Source organism: Methylobacterium pseudosasicola (genome assembly GCF_900114535.1).
Classification (GTDB): Bacteria; Pseudomonadota; Alphaproteobacteria; order Rhizobiales; family Beijerinckiaceae; genus Methylobacterium; species Methylobacterium pseudosasicola.
In genome coordinates, this window is record NZ_FOTK01000035.1 from 48,060 (window position 1) to 63,508 (window position 15,449).

General features: G+C 70.9%; 12 protein-coding genes and 1 pseudogene. 9 read left to right on the forward strand and 4 right to left on the reverse strand.

What is annotated here, in order from left to right; all coding sequences use genetic code 11:
• The first annotated feature begins 7 nt into the window (after positions 1 to 7).
• The 4 genes from BM228_RS25525 to BM228_RS25540 all read left to right on the forward strand — a co-directional run bounded on the left by BM228_RS25525 (position 8) and on the right by BM228_RS25540 (position 4,587).
• Complete coding sequence (locus tag BM228_RS25525; RefSeq protein ID WP_092044979.1) at positions 8 to 1,546, forward strand: sugar ABC transporter ATP-binding protein; 1,539 nt, start codon at positions 8 to 10, stop codon at positions 1,544 to 1,546.
• The gene (locus BM228_RS25530) at positions 1,546 to 2,517 is read left to right on the forward strand and encodes an ABC transporter permease (protein WP_092044981.1); all 972 of its coding nucleotides are present in this window, start codon (positions 1,546 to 1,548) and stop codon (positions 2,515 to 2,517) included. The genes BM228_RS25525 and BM228_RS25530 overlap by 1 nt, the downstream gene beginning before the upstream one ends.
• Positions 2,517 to 3,530: a galactofuranose ABC transporter, permease protein YjfF gene (yjfF, locus tag BM228_RS25535; RefSeq protein ID WP_092044983.1), complete on the forward strand. Its 1,014-nt coding sequence runs from the start codon at positions 2,517 to 2,519 to the stop codon at positions 3,528 to 3,530. Before BM228_RS25530 ends, yjfF begins: the two co-directional genes overlap by 1 nt.
• A 109-nt stretch (positions 3,531 to 3,639) precedes the next feature.
• Positions 3,640 to 4,587, forward strand: a complete 948-nt coding sequence (locus tag BM228_RS25540) for a dihydrodipicolinate synthase family protein (RefSeq protein WP_092044985.1) — start codon at positions 3,640 to 3,642, stop codon at positions 4,585 to 4,587.
• A gap of 87 nt (positions 4,588 to 4,674) precedes the next feature.
• On the opposite strand, the gene BM228_RS25545 is transcribed toward BM228_RS25540, so the two are convergent.
• Both BM228_RS25545 and BM228_RS25550 read right to left on the reverse strand, forming a co-directional pair.
• A complete protein-coding gene (locus BM228_RS25545) occupies positions 4,675 to 7,104 on the reverse strand; it encodes a membrane-bound PQQ-dependent dehydrogenase, glucose/quinate/shikimate family (RefSeq protein ID WP_092044987.1) in 2,430 nt (809 codons plus the stop codon).
• Positions 7,105 to 7,250: 146 nt separating this feature from the next.
• Positions 7,251 to 8,063: an aminotransferase class IV family protein gene (locus BM228_RS25550; protein ID WP_092044989.1), complete on the reverse strand. Its 813-nt coding sequence runs from the start codon at positions 8,061 to 8,063 to the stop codon at positions 7,251 to 7,253.
• Between the two features lie 74 nt (positions 8,064 to 8,137).
• On the opposite strand from BM228_RS25550, the gene BM228_RS25555 reads away from it, so the two are divergent.
• On the forward strand, positions 8,138 to 8,512 hold the full coding sequence (locus tag BM228_RS25555; protein ID WP_092044990.1) for a MerR family transcriptional regulator: 375 nt from the start codon (positions 8,138 to 8,140) through the stop codon (positions 8,510 to 8,512).
• An 18-nt stretch (positions 8,513 to 8,530) separates the two neighbouring features.
• Here the strand turns inward: BM228_RS25555 and BM228_RS25560 are convergent, their stop codons facing one another.
• Complete coding sequence (locus BM228_RS25560; protein WP_092044992.1) at positions 8,531 to 9,802, reverse strand: efflux RND transporter periplasmic adaptor subunit; 1,272 nt, start codon at positions 9,800 to 9,802, stop codon at positions 8,531 to 8,533.
• Between the two features lie 268 nt (positions 9,803 to 10,070).
• Between BM228_RS25560 and BM228_RS25565 the strand changes: the two genes are divergently transcribed.
• From BM228_RS25565 to purD, 3 genes are all read left to right on the forward strand, one after another.
• Positions 10,071 to 11,297, forward strand: coding sequence for an oxalate decarboxylase family bicupin (locus BM228_RS25565; protein ID WP_092044994.1), 1,227 nt, complete (start codon positions 10,071 to 10,073; stop codon positions 11,295 to 11,297).
• 137 nt (positions 11,298 to 11,434) lie between these two features.
• Positions 11,435 to 11,743: a hypothetical protein gene (locus BM228_RS25570; protein ID WP_092044995.1), complete on the forward strand. Its 309-nt coding sequence runs from the start codon at positions 11,435 to 11,437 to the stop codon at positions 11,741 to 11,743.
• Between the two features lie 149 nt (positions 11,744 to 11,892).
• Positions 11,893 to 13,170, forward strand: a complete 1,278-nt coding sequence (gene purD / locus BM228_RS25575) for a phosphoribosylamine--glycine ligase (RefSeq protein ID WP_092044997.1) — start codon at positions 11,893 to 11,895, stop codon at positions 13,168 to 13,170.
• Positions 13,171 to 13,234: 64 nt separating this feature from the next.
• Here the strand turns inward: purD and ggt are convergent, their stop codons facing one another.
• The gene (gene ggt / locus BM228_RS25580) at positions 13,235 to 15,004 is read right to left on the reverse strand and encodes a gamma-glutamyltransferase (protein WP_092044999.1); all 1,770 of its coding nucleotides are present in this window, start codon (positions 15,002 to 15,004) and stop codon (positions 13,235 to 13,237) included.
• A gap of 271 nt (positions 15,005 to 15,275) precedes the next feature.
• Between ggt and BM228_RS35540 the strand changes: the two are divergent.
• Positions 15,276 to 15,449: pseudogene (locus BM228_RS35540) on the forward strand (IS110 family transposase); the annotation flags it as partial.

Below are 15,449 nucleotides of genomic sequence, written 5' to 3' on the forward strand. Positions count from 1 at the left end.
TCGCATCGTGTCCGATTCCGTCCTGCTCAGCGTCCGCGGGCTCTCCAAGAGCTTCGCCGGGCACCAGGCCCTCGCAGGGGTCGACTTCACCTTGCGCCGGGGAGAGATCCACGCCCTCCTCGGCGAGAACGGCGCCGGCAAGTCGACCTTCATCAAGACCCTGACCGGTGTCGTCCGGCGCGATGCCGGCGAGGTCTGGCTCGACGGCGCGCCGATCGCCCCGCGCTCGGCGGAAGCCGCGGCGCGGGCCGGCATCGCCACGGTCTACCAGGAGGTCGGCCTGCTGCCGAACCTCACCGTGGCGCAGAACCTGTTCCTCGGCCGCGAGCCGACCCGGTTCGGCCTCGTGCGCACCCGGGAGATGCGCCGGCGCTCGGCCGCGCTGCTCGCGGATTTCGGCCTGTCGATCGATGTCGGGGCGCCGCTCGGCCGCTACCCGGTGGCGGTGCAGCACCTCGTGGCGATCGCCCGGGCGGTGGATCTCTCGGCCCGGGCGCTGATCCTCGACGAGCCGACCGCGAGCCTCGACACCCACGAGGTGACGGTGCTGTTTACCGTGATGCGCCGCCTCGCCGAGCAGGGGATCGGCATCGTCTTCGTCACCCACTTCCTGGAGCAGGTCTACGCGATCACCGACCGGATCACGGTCCTGCGCAACGGCCGGCTGGTGACGGAGCGCGAGACCGCCCGCTTCCCGCGGCTCGAACTCGTACACACGATGCTGGGCCACGACCTCGCCGAGACCGCCGAGCGGGAAGAGCAGGCGGATCGGTCGTCCCAGAAAGAATCCGGGACGCCCGTCCTGCAGGCGGAAGGGCTCGGCAAGGCCGGCTACCTCCAGCCGGTCGATCTCACGGTGGCAAGCGGCGAGGTGGTCGGCCTCGCGGGCCTCCTCGGCTCCGGACGGACGGAGACCGCCCGCCTGCTGTTCGGCGCCGAGCGGGCCGATCGCGGCCGCATCCTGCTCGACGGCAAGCCGATCCGGATCGCCGGCCCCCGGGACGCCCTGCGCCACCGGTTCGGCTACTGCCCGGAGGAGCGCAAGACCGAGGGCATCGTCGCCGACCTGACGGTGCGGGAGAACATCGTGCTGGCCCTGCAGGCCCGGCGCGGCCCGTTCCGGCCGCTGGGCCGGGCGGCCCAGGACAAGATCGCCCGCGACTTCATCACGATGCTCGACATCCGCCCGCCCGATCCGGAGCGGCCGATCGGGCTCCTCTCCGGCGGCAACCAGCAGAAGGCGCTGCTGGCGCGCTGGCTCGCCACCGAGCCGCGCCTGCTGATCCTCGACGAGCCGACCCGCGGCATCGATGTCGGGGCCCATGCCGAGATCATCCGGCTGATCCGCCGGCTCTGCGACGAGGGCCTCGCCCTCCTGGTGATCTCCTCGGAGCTCGAAGAGATCGTGACCTATTCCGACCGGGTGATCGTGATGCGCGACCGCGCCCAGGTGGCCGAGCTCGCCGGCAGCGCGGTCGACCTCACCGCCATCCTCCGGGCGATCGCCGCCGAGGCGGCGTCCACACCGGTCCCGGAACCCGCCTGATGCGCGTCCTTCGCTCTGGAGCGCCCCAGCTCCTCGCCTTCGCGGCCGTGCTCCTGGCCGACCGGCTCGCCTCGCCGCAATTCCTCGCGGTGCATCTCCAGGACGGGCGCCTGTTCGGCAGCCTCGTCGACGTGTTCAACCGCGGCGCGCCTGTGGCGCTCCTGTCGCTCGGCATGGTGCTGGTGGTGGCCACCGGCGGCATCGACCTGTCGGTGGGCGCCGTGATGGCCATCGCCGGCGCGGTCGCGGCGAGCCTAGCGGACAGCTACCCCCTGCCGGTGGTCCTCGCCGCCGCCCTCGGCACCGGGCTCGCCTGCGGGCTGTGGAACGGGTTCCTGGTGGCGAGCCTGCGGATCCAGCCGATCGTCGCCACCCTGATCCTGATGGTCGCCGGCCGGGGCATCGCCCAGTTGATCACCGAGGGGCGCATCGTCACCTTCGCCTCGCCCGATCTCGCCTTCCTGGGCGGCGGCGCGCTGCTCGGCGTGCCGATGCCGGTGGTGCTGGTCCTCGTCATGCTGCTCCTGACGCTCGCCCTGGTGCGCGGCTCGGCGCTCGGCCTGATGATCGAGGCCACCGGCGGCAATGCCCGCGCCAGCGCGCTCGCCGGCATCGACACAAGGTCGGTGACGGTGGCGGTCTATGCCTGGAGCGGCCTCTGCGCGGCGCTCGCCGGCGTGGTCGCGGCGGCCGACATCCTGGGGGCGGACGCCAACAATGCCGGGCTGTGGCTGGAGCTCGACGCGATCCTGGCCGTGGTGGTGGCCGGTTCGTCCCTGCTCGGCGGGCGGTTCAGCCTGTGGCTGGCGGTGCTCGGCGCCTTCATCATCCAGGCGATGAACACCGGCATCCTGCTCTCCGGCCTGCCGCCGGAACTGAACCTCGTGGTCAAGGCCGCGGTGGTGCTGGCGGTGCTCCTCGTCCAGTCGCCCCGCCTGTCGGGCCTCACCCTGCTGCTGCGGAAGCCGTGATGAGCCGCAACCTTCCGGTCCTGGTCGCCGCGCTCCTGTTCGCGGCCGGCTACAGCCTCTGCGCCACGCAGTTCCCCGCCTTCCTGACCACCCGGGTCGTCGGCAACCTGCTCACCGACAACGCCTTCCTGGGCATCGTCGCGGTCGGCACGACCTTCGTGATCATCTCCGGCGGCATCGACCTCTCGGTCGGCTCGGTGGTCGGCTTCACCACGGTGTTCCTGGCGCTCGCCATCGACCGCTGGGGGATCCCGCCGCTGGCCGCCTTCGGGATCGTGCTCGGGGCCGCCGCCCTGTTCGGCGCCGCCATGGGCGCGCTGATCCACGTCTTCGAGATGCCACCCTTCATCGTGACCCTGGCCGGCATGTTCCTGGCCCGGGGCGCCGGCTTCCTGCTCTCCACCGAGTCCGTGCCGATCAACGCGCCGCTCTACAGTGCGGTCGCCGACCTGTCGGTGAGCCTGCCCGGCGGCGGGCGGCTGACCCTGACGGCCTGCGTGATGCTCGCCGTGTTCCTGGTGGGCGGGGTGCTGCTCCACGCCACGCGCTTCGGCGCCACCGTCTACGCGCTGGGCGGCAGCCGCCACACCACCGGGCTGATGGGCGTGCGGGTCGGGCGCAACACCATCGCGATCTACGCCCTGTCGAGCCTGCTCGCGGCGCTCGCCGGCATCGTGTTCTCCCTCGACACCGCCTCGGGCACCCCGCTCTCGGCGGTGGGCGTCGAGCTCGACGCGATCGCCGCCGTGGTGATCGGCGGCACGCTGCTCACCGGCGGCCAGGGCGGCATCCTGGGCACGTTCCTCGGCGTCATGATCGGCGGCCTGATCCAGACGGCCATCACCTTCGACGGGACCCTGTCGAGCTGGTGGACCAAGATCGCCACCGGCCTGCTGCTCTTCGCCTTCATCGCCCTGCAGCAGGGCTCGGTAGCGCTTGCCGGCCGCCCCGGCCGGGCCGCCCGCCTCCGCCCGGAACAGCCGGTCGGCCGGCCGGTCGAAGCCCGCCCCTGACAGGGGCGGATCTTTTTGGCACAGCCGGCGACCACCTTTCGGAGGGATGCCCTATGATCCCCGCCCGCGCGGCCCACCCCCTGGCCGCGCGACGGAGGACAGGACCGGCATGCCCCTCACCAGCGATCTCCGCGGCGTCGTGCCCATCGCCCCGACGCCGTTCCACCCGGACGGCCGGATCGACGCGGTCTCCCTCGACCGGATGACCGATTTCTTCGGGGCCGCGGGCGTCGATGGCCTGACCATCCTCGGCCAGCTCGGCGAGGCCGGCAAGCTCGACCATGACGAAGGGCTCGCCGTCGCGAAGCAGGTCCTCGGGCGCACCCGGCTGCCGGTGATCGTCGGCGTCACGGCGCCGGGTTTCGCGGCCATGCGGGCGCTCGCCCGCGAGGTGATGGCGATGGGCGCGGCCGGCGTGATGATCGCGCCGCCCAACACCCTGCGCACCGACGACCAGGTGGTCGGCTATTACCGCAACGCCGCCGAGGCGATCGGGCCGGACGTGCCCTTCGTCCTCCAGGACTACCCCCTCACCTTCTCGGTCCAGATGACGCCCGGCGTGATCCGCCGGATCGTGTCCGAGAACCCGTCCTGCGTGATGCTCAAGCACGAGGACTGGCCGGGGCTGGAAAAAATCTCGACCCTGCGGGGCTTCGAGGCCGACGGCTCGATGCGCCACATCAGCATCCTGGTCGGCAACGGCGGCCTGTTCCTGGATTTCGAGACCGAGCGCGGCGCCGACGGGGCCAATACCGGCTACGCCTTCCCGGAGATGCTGGTCGACGTGGTCCGCCTCGGCCGGGCGGGGGAGCGCGACGCCGCCCACGACCTGTTCGACGCCCACCTCCCCTATCTGCGCTACGAGCAGCAGCAGGGTCCGCTGGGGCTCGCGGTGCGCAAATACGTGTTCCAGCGCCGGGGGATTTTTTCGTCCGACGCCCAGCGCAAGCCGTCGCAGGCGCTCACCCCGCAGGCCAAGGCCGAAATCGAGTACCTGCTGGCCCGTCTCGCCCGCACGGATGCGCGGGCGAAGCTGTCGGATTCACACGGTCTGTGACCGTGTGCGGGTGCAGGGCAGCGCCCTGCATCATCGGGGCTCCGCCCCGATACCCCGCCAAAGGGCTGAGCCCTTTGGAATCTCCGCTCAGTCGAGCCGGTAGGCGATGACCGAGTCGCCCGGCGTGGTGCCCAGCGAGCCGTGGCCGCCGGCGGCGATGACCACGTATTGCTTGCCGTCCTTGCCCCGGTAGGTCATCGGCGTCGCCTGGCCGCCCGCGGGCAGCTTCATGGACCAGAGGGTCTCGCCGGTCTGCATGTCGTAGCCGCGGATCAGGTCGTCCAGGGTGGCGCCCGCGAAGGCGACCCCGCCGGCCGTGGTCAGGGTGCCGCCATGGGCCAGCATGCCCATCTCGAATGGGATCGGCACGGCGAGGCCGGCGACCTTCTGCCCGGCGACGGTGCCGTTGCGGTGCTTCCACACGGTGGTGCCGTCCGCGAGGTTCACCCCGACCCGCACGCCCCAGGGTGGCGCGTTGCAGGGCACGCCGAGCGCCGAGCGCATATGGGCGATCGACACCGCGTAGGGGCCGCCGAGATTCTCGTTGCCGGGCTTCGAGTCCGGGTCGGTGGAGAACAGGCGCTTGTTCAGCGCGTCCGCCGGGCGCCGGTACAGCTGGTAGATGTAGGGCAGGTATTGCGGCGTCGCGATCATCCAATGGTTGACCGGATCGACGGCCACGGAGCCCCAGTTGAACACCCCGATATTACCCGGCCACACGATCGAGCCCCCCGAGGCCTGCGGCGGCGTGAACGGGTTGCCGTCGTAGCGGTTCGACCGGAACGTGATCCGGCACTGGATCTGGTCGAACGGCGTCGTGCCCCACATGGCGGCCTCGGTGAGCGGCGCCGGGGTGAAGCGGAGCGCCGACATCGGCTGGGTGGGCGAGAGCGCCTCGCCCGGGATGTCGGTCTCGGTGGAGACCTTCACCGGCTCCACCGGCACGATCGGGTCGCCGGTGCGGCGATCCAGGACCCAGACGTTGCCGATCTTGGTCGGGATCAGGATCGCCGGCACGTCGGCGCCCTTGTGCGGCAGGGTCAGCAGCACCGGCTGGGACGGGTTGTCCCGGTCCCAGAGGTCGTGCGCCGCGGTCTGGAACTTCCAGATCAGCCGGCCGGTCTTCAGGTCGAGGGCGGCCAGGGCGTCGATGAAGGCCTCGTCCTCCTTGGAGCGCGACACGCCGACCTGGTCGGGCGACCGGTTGCCGAACGGCACGTAGACCTGGCCCAGCCCCTCGTCGGCCGCGAGCTGGGTCCAGGCCACCGCCGAGTTCGGCTCGTAGAGTTCGCCGGCCTTGAGCGGCGCGGTGTCGTCGGGCTTGCCGGCGTCGAACTTCCACACGATCGCGCCGGTGCGCACGTCGTAGGCGCGGATCGCCCCCGACGGGTTGGTCTCGTAGTAATTGTCGGCGATGGCGCTGCCGAGGATCACGAGGTCCCGGGTCACCAGCGGCGCCGAGGTCTGCTGGTAGGTCGCCCGCTGCAGGCCGGGCATCTGCGCCTTCAGATCGACCACGCCGTCGGTGCCGAAACTCCTGCACGGGGCGCCGGTATCGGCGTTCAGGGCGTAGAGCTTGGCCTCCACGGAGGCCGCGATGATCCGGCGCGGGCATTCGGCCACCGCCGCCGCGACCGCCTGGGCGATGGCCGGATCGGTCTCGGCCGGCGGCACGAAGCCGGTCGAGTCGTTGTAGGACACGCCGCGGCAGGTCTGGTGCTGGTACTGGGCGTCCCGCTTCATCTTGGGGTCGAAGGCCCAGGCCAGCTTGCCGGTCTCGGGCTCCAGCGCCTGGACGATGCTGTGCGGGGTGCAGAGATACAGCAGCCCGTTCACCTTAATGGGCGTCGCCTCGAAGGTGTATTCCTTCGAATCCGTGCTGTCGCCCTCGCGCAGGTCGCCGGTATGGTGCTCCCAGGCCACCTTGAGGCCGCGGACGTTGCCGGTGTCGATGTCCTTCAGCGCCGAGTAGCGCTGGCCGAGATTGGTGCCGCCATACGCGACCCAGTCGTCCGCCGGATAGGCGACGCCGCTCGGATCGACCGCCGCGTTCCCGGCCTGCGCGACCTTCGGCAGGCTGCCCTTCGTCTCCACCGGATCGACGAACCACGCCGCGACGCCCAGGATCGCCAGCAGCGCCACGACGGCGCGGAGCGCCAGCGGCCCGTTCCGCAGGCTCGGCGCCCAGGGGCTTTCCGGCGCGTCCCGCAGACCGGCCGGCACGAAGGGCAGGCCCAGCAGCAGGCCGAGGAACAGGATCAGCGTCCCGCGCGGGATCCATTGCCACTTGTCGGACCCGACCTCCTGGATCGTCCAGCCGAAGGCGGCCACGAGAGTGAGGGCGTAGAGCCAGAACCCGCTCTGGCGGCGCCGGGCGAGCTGGATCCCGGCGGCGAGCAGGCCGAGGCCGATCACCGCGTAGAACGGCGATCCACCGACCGCCGCAAGCTTGTATCCGAAGCCGATCAGGGATAATCCGAATATAGCAGTCAGAAATCCCAGAAGTTTGACCGCCATCGCGACTATGCCTACTCTTAGATCCGAAAAATTCTTATGTATCTCGGCGCGATGCCCAGCGGAATACGCGCGCGGCGCCTCGATTCGCGCGGCTTATCTTCGCTGTAGCTGGCCCCAGGCTGTGCGGTGCATCGCGGCTGCCGCGCTCAGATCGGAAGCAGGGCCTCGGCACGGTAGGCGCGCTGCAGCAGGGTGACGAGCGCGTCCGATTGCGGGAACGTCGTCGCCTCGATCGTGCTCACCGCGACGGCGGGCGTCCAGGAGTTCATCACGACGCAGCCGGTCAGAGACCCCAGCGCGTCCAGCCGAACCGGGGCGCTGCGCTGGACGATCCCCAGCCCGGAGAGCTGGCGCCGCAGGATGCCCATCGTGATGCCGGGCAGCAGGTCCGCCTCCGGCCAGATCACGGCCTCGCCGTCCCAGAAGGCCAGGTTCCAGATCGTCGCCTCGCTGATCCGGCCTGTGCGGTCGACGAAGAGCGCGTCGTCATAGCCCTGCGTCACGGCCTGGCGGAGGAAGTAGGTTTTTGCGGATTCGCCGACATGCTTGATCCCGGGACGCCAGCGCTCGTGTTCGACGGCGGCCAGCCGCAGGGGGCCAGCGGGCCCGTCCGAGGCCGGCCCGGTCCGGATCAGGAGGCTCGGATCAGAGGGGGCGCCGGTGGGCGTGAACTCGCCACGGCGCGAGAACAGGGTGGCGGTTAGCGACATCGCCGCCGGCCCCCGCGCGACGGCATCGCGGATCGAGCGCCGCACGCTCTCGTCCGGCCGCACCCGGCCGAACAAGGCCAGGGAGGCGGAACGGAGGCGGTCCAGATGCAGGTCGAAGCCCCGGACCCGGCCGTCCCGCACCTGCAGGGCGGTGAAATGGGCAAAGCCCGCGCATGCGAGCGGGGCCAGGTCGGACGCCTCCGCGATCCGATCATCGATCAGCGTGTGGAATTGGGGGGTCTCGTGCATGGGCTTGCTCCCGCGTGCTTCACGTCGGCGAGCCCCGGCCATAGACCGTGACAGCGCTGTCAGGGTCAAGGGCGATGCGGATCGGCGAGCTGTCACGAAAATCGGGGGTCAGCATCCGCATGCTGCGCTTCTACGAGGCGCACGGCCTCCTGACGCCGAGCCGGACGGCCTCCGGCTACCGGGATTACGGTCTGGACGACGAGGAGGCCGTCATCCGGATCACCCTGCTCCGGGCCGCCGGCATGACGCTGCCGGTCATCCGCGACTTCCTCCCCTGCGCGCTGGAGGCGCGCGGGGCGTTCGAGCCGTGCGACGCATTGCGGATGACGGTGCGCCGCCAGATCGGGCGCGTCGATGACCGCATCGACAGCCTGAAGCGGAGCCGGGCAGCGTTGGAGGCGATCCTCGCTCAGCTTACGGTGCAGGAAACCCGGGCGTCGGCGTCATGACGTCATGACGGCCGCCTCTCACGTGCCGGCCTTGCCCTCGGGCCGCAATGCAACCGGATCGCCGTCGCGCAGCGAGGCCGGGGGCCCGACCACGACCTGCTCGCCGCCGCTCAGGCCCGTGCGCAGCTCCAGCACCGTCCCGGTCTGGCGGAAGATCGTGACCGGGCGCATCCGCGCCACCAGGCTGCCGTCCTGGGCCGCCTCCACCACCGCCACCCGGGTCCCGGCCTGGTCGAAGATCAGGGCGTCGTTCGGCACCGACACGGCATGGGCGACCCGCGGGATCGCCAGCGTCAGGGTGATGTAGAGGCCGGCCTGCAGGGTGCCGTCCGGGTTGGGGATGTCGACCTGCGTCACCAGGGTGCGCGAGGCATAGAGCAGCGTGGACGACGAGCGCGAGACCCGGCCGGGAAAGACCTTGCCGGGAAGCTGCGCCACCTCGGCCTTGGCCTCCAGACCGTCGCGGACGCCGTCGGCCGCGTAGAGCGGCACGTTCACGGCCATGCGCAGCACGTCGTCCCGGGCCAGGGTCAGGAGCGGCAGGCCGGTATTGGTGTCCGCCGTGACCGCGTCGCCGACATCGTTGTTGCGGGTGGTCACGACCCCGTCGAAGGGCGCGCGGATCTCCTCGAACCCCGTCAGGACCTTGAGCCGGGCGACCTGCGCCTCCTGGGCGGCGATGTTGGCCTCGGCGACCTTCACGGCCGCCTTGACCGCATCGACATTCGCGGTCTGGGCCAGCACCCCGGCCTGCGAGGTGTCGGCGTTCTGCCGGGTCTCGGCCCCGGTGCCGGCCAGCGTCGAGGTCCGCCGGTTGGTCACGTCCGCGAGGTGGCGGTTGGCCTCGGCCTGGTCGACCATCGCGCGCGCCTGGATCAGCGCCGCCTGCAATTGCAGGATCTGCGACTGCGCCTGGACCAGCTGCTGATCGAGGTCCGGGGCGCTGATCCGGAACAGCAGGTCGCCCTTCTTCACATGCGAGCCGATATCGACCTTGCGCTCGACGATGTAGCCGGTGGCCCGGGGATAGAGGCTCGCCGTGTCGAAGGCCTGGGTGGTGCCGGTCTGGGTCAGGCTGAGCGTGTCGGAGGCCCGCTGGGCCTTGGCGACCCGCACGGTCTGGGGTTTCGGGGCCGCCTGCAACGGCGGGCTCGCCGCCCGGGACGGGTCCGGCCAGTGGCGGTAGCCCACGAGGCCGAGGCCCGCCAGCGCCAGAAGGCCGATCCACAGGCGGCCGCTTCGCGCGGGGCCGCCGGCCTCGCCCGCCGCTGAACTGTCCCGGTCCGCCATCCTGGTCCTCGGGTCGCGCTGCGCATCCTGCGTCACGCCGGCGACCCGCCCTGCGGCCGGCCGAGACGCATCCCAACGTGTATTCAATTCATAGACCACGCCCGAGGTCCGGGCGAGATGCCGCAGCGCACGATCATGTGCTGGATCCTCCGGTAACCCGGCCGGTTACCCCCGCGACGGGGCTGGATTTCCGCCTCTGTTCCCCTGCGCGCGCCGATGCCGGAACACGCTCCGCTTCGATGGCGCATGCTCAACAGACCGAGACGCGATGACCGAGATTTCCAGGCGTTCCATGATCGCCGCCGCCGGCGGTGCGATGATGGCATCCCCCGCCCTGGCGCAGACCGCCGCCCCCTCGCCCCTCCTGCCCCAGCGCGGCTCCAAGGGTGCGGACATCCTGGGCCCGACCAACGACCCCCGGGCCGCCGAGGAGCCGTTCACCCAGGCCCCGCCGGCCACCGACCACGGCACGATGCCGAACCTGAAATGGTCGTTCAGCGACAGCCACATGCGCCTGGAAGAGGGCGGCTGGGCGCGCCAGACCACGGTGCGCGAGCTGCCGATCTCCAAGGCCATGGCTGGGGTCAACATGCGGCTCAAGGCCGGCGTGGTCCGCGAGATGCACTGGCACAAGGAAGCCGAGTGGTCCTACATGATCAAGGGCAAGGCCCGGATCACCGCGGTCGACCAGGACGGGCGCACCTTCGCGGACGATGTCGGCGAGGGCGACCTCTGGTACTTCCCGGGCGGCATCCCGCACTCGATCCAGGGGCTTTCCGCCGACGGGGTCGACGGCTGCGAGTTCCTGCTGGTGTTCGACGATGGCGGCTTCTCGGAGGATTCGACCTTCCTGCTGACCGACTGGCTGGCGCATACGCCGCGGGACATCCTGGCCAAGAACCTCGGGGTGCCCGAGAGCGCCTTGGCCAAGATCCCCGAGAAGGAACTCTACATCTTCCCCGGGCCGACGCCCGGCCCGCTCGCGGCCGACAAGATGGGCGGCGCCGGCCAGATCCCGAAAACCTTCAGCCACCGGATGCTGGCGCAGGAGCCGATCCGAACCAAGAGCGGGCGCGTGCGGATCACCGATTCCACGGTGTTCCCGGCCTCGGCGACGATCGCGGCGGCTTTGGTCGAGGTCGAGCCCGGGGGGATGCGCGAACTGCACTGGCACCCCAACGGCGATGAGTGGCAGTACTATCTCTCGGGCAAGGGCCGGATGACGGTGTTCGGCTCGGAATCGAAGGCCCGCACCTTCGACTACCAGGCCGGGGACGTCGGCTACGTGCCCTACGCCATGGGCCACTACATCGAGAATACCGGCGACACGACGCTGACCTTCCTGGAGATGTTCAAGAGCCCGCGCTACGCCGACATCTCGCTCAACCAATGGCTGGCGCTGACCCCGCATCCCCTGGTGCAGGCCCATACCGGGCTGGATCCCAAGCAGGTCGACGCCCTGTCGCAGACCAAGACGCCGGTCGTGCCGGGTTGACGCGGCCGAAGCGCTCGCCGACGAAGTGGATGCCGGTTCGGCGTCAGCGAGCGCGTCACCATAACGCTAGGAACCTGATCGAGCTTGGATGCGTCGATAGTGATAAATAGTATTCAGACTTGATCACGGAGCGACCCATGCGCGCCCTCGCCCGCGCGTTCCTCGTCCTGGCGCTCGCCCTCCCGGCGGGCGCCGCTTGGGCGCAGGTGCAGCCGAACGACCCGAACGCGGCCAATGCCTCGTTCGCCCTGCAGAGCCAGATCCGCACCCTCAACCAGCAGCGGGTCACCGACTACAACACGCTGAACCAGCAGTTTCAGCGCAACGTCCAGTTCCAGCCCTACGCGCCGTATTACGGCGTCCATGGCGGCCGCCGGGTCGGCCGGCACGGGATCGTGCGGGCGCCCCGGGGCGGGCTGAACACGAGCGTCTGCATCGGCTGCTGACCGACGGCGCATCGTCCCGAAAGGTGGTTGCCGGCTTTCGGAACCGGACGATGCGTGGGCTGAAATCCCGGCATAGCGGGGACAGCCCGAAAAAAACCTTTTCCCGTCCGCACGCTTGGCCCAGAAGCTGGGCCCATGGTGGCGCGCGCATGAACATTCTGCTGATCGGCTCGGGGGGGCGCGAGCACGCGCTGGCCTGGCGTCTGGCCAAGAGCCCGCTCTGTACCCGCCTGTTCACGGCGCCGGGCAATCCCGGCACCGCCCGGCACGGCACCAACCTGCCGGACCTCAAGGTCACCGACCACGCCGCGGTGGCGGCCTTCTGCGCCGCCGAATCCATCGGCCTCGTGGTGGTGGGCCCCGAGGCGCCGCTGGTGGCCGGGCTGGTCGACGACCTGAAGATCGCCGGGATCCGCACCTTCGGGCCGACCCGCGACGCAGCCCGGCTCGAAGGCTCCAAGGGCTTCACCAAGGATCTCTGCGCCGCCTGCGGCATCCCCACCGCCGCCTTCGCGCGCTTCACCGCCCTGGAGCCCGCCCTCGCCTATGTCCGCCAGCAGGGCGCCCCGATCGTCGTGAAGGCCGACGGCCTCGCCGCCGGCAAGGGCGTCACCGTCGCCGAGACCCTGGACCAAGCCGAAGACGCCCTGGCGTCGCTCTTCGAAGAGACCGGCGCCGAGGTGGTGGTCGAGGAATGTCTCTTCGGCGAGGAGGCGAGTTTCTTCGCGTTATGCGACGGCACCCGCGCCATCCCGCTCGGCACCGCGCAGGATCACAAGCGGGTCTTCGACGGCGACCGCGGCCCCAACACCGGCGGCATGGGCGCCTATTCCCCGGCCCGGGTGGTGACCCCGGAGATCGAGGCCCGGGTCATGGCCGAGATCATCATGCCGACGCTGGCCGGGATGCGGGCGCGGGGCTGCCCCTTCACCGGCATCCTCTACGCCGGCCTGATGCTCACCGCCGACGGCCCCAAGCTGATCGAGTACAACACACGCTTCGGCGATCCCGAGGCGCAGGTTCTGATGCCCCGCCTCGCCTCCGACCTCGTGCCCGCTCTGCTCTCGGCCAGCGAGGGCGACCTCTCCGGGGTGACGCTGGAATTCGACGCGCACCGGGCCGCCCTCACCGTGGTGATGGCGGCGGCCGGCTATCCGGGCGCCGTAGTCCGGGGCTCGGTGATAAGAGGCGTCGAGGCGGCCGAGGGCGAGGGCGTGTTCGTGTTCCAGGCCGGCACTCGGGCCGAGGGCGGGCAGCTGCTCGCCGATGGCGGCCGGGTGCTGGCGGTCACGGCGCTGGGCGACAGCGTCACCCACGTCCAGGACCGCGCCTACGCGGCGGTGGCCCGGATCGACTGGCCCGAGGGTTTCTGCCGCCGGGATATCGGCTTCCGCGAAGTCGCCCGGGAAGCCGCGGAACAGGGCTGAGGTCCCGGTGTCTTAGGGGCTCTGCCCCTGAACCCCGCCAAAGGGCTTGCCCTTTGGGAACCCGTTACTCGCCGATCGCGGCGCCGGCCGGACGGCGGTTGTCGTTGGCGCCGTAGAGCAGGCCCGGGCGCATCCGCTCCGTGCGGGTCGCGTCGTTCCCCGAGGTGGCCACGTCGGCGGCATCCGGCACGGCCGCGCGGACCGCGATCAGCTCCTGCGCGCCCCAGGGTTTCTGCTCGACGATCGTGTGGCCCATGCCCCGCAGGATGGCCTGCGTATCCGCCGAGAGCGCGAAGGGCTCGGCATAGACCGTGTCGGGCAGCCACTGGTGATGGATGCGCGGGGCGTCCACCGCCTCCTGCGGCTCCATGCCGAAATCCAGCATGTTGCTCAGCGTCTGGGCATTGATCGTGATGATCCGCGAGCCCCCCGGCGAGCCCGCCACCAGGGCGACCTTGCCGTCGCGCAGCACGATGGTCGGCGCCATCGACGAGAGCGGCCGCTTGCCCGGCGCGATCGCGTTCCGGGCGCCCTGGACCAGGCCGAACAGGTTCGGCACCCCGGGCTTGACCGTGAAATCGTCCATCTCGTCGTTGAGGAAGAACCCGGTCTCGCCGGCCATCACCCCGGCGCCGAAATAGCCGTTGATCGTGTAGGTGAGCGAGACCGCGTTGCCGGCCTTGTCCATCACCGAGATGTGGGTGGTCTCGGGCTTCTCCTGCGGGAGGTTTTCGGGGGCTGGGCGGATCTCCGCCGACGAGGTCGCCCGGTCCGGCCGGATCGTGGCCCGGAGTTGTTCAGCGTAAGCCCGCGACAGCAGCTGCGCCACCGGGTTGGGCCCGAAATCCGGGTCGCCCAGCAGGATGTTGCGATCGGCATAGGCGCGCCGCATCGCCTCGACCATCAGGTGCACGGTCCGGGCGGAATTGAACCCCGCCGCCCGCAGGTCGTAGCCGTCGAGGATGGTGAGGATCTCGCACAACGTCGTGCCGCCGGACGAGGGCGGGGGCGCCGACAGGATGGTGGCGCCCCGGTAGCGGCAGCTCAGCGGCTCGGATTCGGTGACCGTGTAGGCGGCGAAGTCGGCCGCCGTCAGCAGGCCGCCTCCCGCCCGGGACGCCGCCTCGACCTGGCGGGGGATCTCGCCCTTGTAGAAGACGTCCGAACCGCCCTCGGCGATGGCCTGGAGGGTGCGGGCGAGGCCGGCCTGGACCATCCGGTCGCCGGGACGCCAGGAGCTGCCGTCCGGGCGCAGGAAGACGCGGGCGACGTTGGCCTGCCCGGCGAACAGCTTCTGCCCGAAATCCAGGATGTCGGTGTCGCCCCGGGTGAGCACGAAGCCGTCCCGGGCCAGCGCCACCGCCGGGGCCATCACCCGGGCCAGCGGCAGGGTGCCGTATTCCGCCAGCGCGGTGTTCAGGCCGAGCACGGTGCCGGGCACGCCCGCCGCCTTCCAGCCGCGCAGGCTCGCGCCCTTCACGACGGTGCCGTCGCCGTCGAGATACATGTCGCGGCTGGCCGCCCCGGGGGCTTTTTCGCGAAAATTGATGAAGCGGCTCGTCCCGTCGGCCCGGTGCAGGACCAGGAAGCCGCCGCCGCCGATATTGCCGCAGCACGGGTTCACCACCGCCTCGGCATAGGCCACCGCCACCGCGGCATCGATGGCGTTGCCGCCGGCCTTCAGGATGTCGGCGCCCACCTGGGAGGCCAGGCGCTGGGACGACACCACCATGCCGTTCTCGGCCTCCACGGCCGGCCCCGACGCGGCCCGCGCCCCGGGGCCTCCGAGGGTGACGAGAAGCCCGAGGAGCAGCGCGCGTGCCGGTGCGATCATCCAGGCTCTCTCCGAAGCGGGTCCGGCGCTGCCATATAGGAGGCTTGCGCCGGAGTCCGCTTCTCCAATCCGCTTCTCCCGCCCCCTCCCTCATCCTTGTAAGTCAGTCGACGTCCGATCTGGTAAGGTCGGATCCGCGGCGACGGGTAGGACCCCGGCTCATCCTAGGGCTTTGAAGCCCGCACCTCAGCTTGGGAGCCTGCCCGTTCCTTCCACGACCCCGGACAGTCGCTCGGGCCGCAAGAGCCCGGTTGCGCAAGGGTGGGGCGGGATGGGACCGGTGTGTGTCGGGATCGACGTGTGCAAGGCGCGGCTGGACGTGCATGTCCTGCCGCAGGGTCAGGCGTTCGCGGTCGCCCGCGACGGCGCCGGCCTGAGCGATCTGGTGGCGCGCCTGCAGGCGCTGGGGCCGGATCTGGTGGCGATCGAGGCGACCGGCGGCTTC

Bases quoted from the DNA above. Each gene is read 5' to 3' on its own strand.
- BM228_RS25530 (WP_092044981.1), top strand. From the start codon at position 1,546: ATGCGCGTCCTTCGCTCTGGAGCGCCCCAGCTCCTCGCCTTCGCGGCC.
- yjfF (WP_092044983.1), top strand. From the start codon at position 2,517: ATGAGCCGCAACCTTCCGGTCCTGGTCGCCGCGCTCCTGTTCGCGGCC.
- BM228_RS25540 (WP_092044985.1), top strand. From the start codon at position 3,640: ATGCCCCTCACCAGCGATCTCCGCGGCGTCGTGCCCATCGCCCCGACG.
- BM228_RS25545 (WP_092044987.1), bottom strand. From the start codon at position 7,104: ATGGCGGTCAAACTTCTGGGATTTCTGACTGCTATATTCGGATTATCC.
- BM228_RS25550 (WP_092044989.1), bottom strand. From the start codon at position 8,063: ATGCACGAGACCCCCCAATTCCACACGCTGATCGATGATCGGATCGCG.
- BM228_RS25555 (WP_092044990.1), top strand. From the start codon at position 8,138: ATGCGGATCGGCGAGCTGTCACGAAAATCGGGGGTCAGCATCCGCATG.
- BM228_RS25560 (WP_092044992.1), bottom strand. From the start codon at position 9,802: ATGGCGGACCGGGACAGTTCAGCGGCGGGCGAGGCCGGCGGCCCCGCG.
- BM228_RS25565 (WP_092044994.1), top strand. From the start codon at position 10,071: ATGACCGAGATTTCCAGGCGTTCCATGATCGCCGCCGCCGGCGGTGCG.
- BM228_RS25570 (WP_092044995.1), top strand. From the start codon at position 11,435: ATGCGCGCCCTCGCCCGCGCGTTCCTCGTCCTGGCGCTCGCCCTCCCG.
- purD (WP_092044997.1), top strand. From the start codon at position 11,893: ATGAACATTCTGCTGATCGGCTCGGGGGGGCGCGAGCACGCGCTGGCC.
- ggt (WP_092044999.1), bottom strand. From the start codon at position 15,004: ATGATCGCACCGGCACGCGCGCTGCTCCTCGGGCTTCTCGTCACCCTC.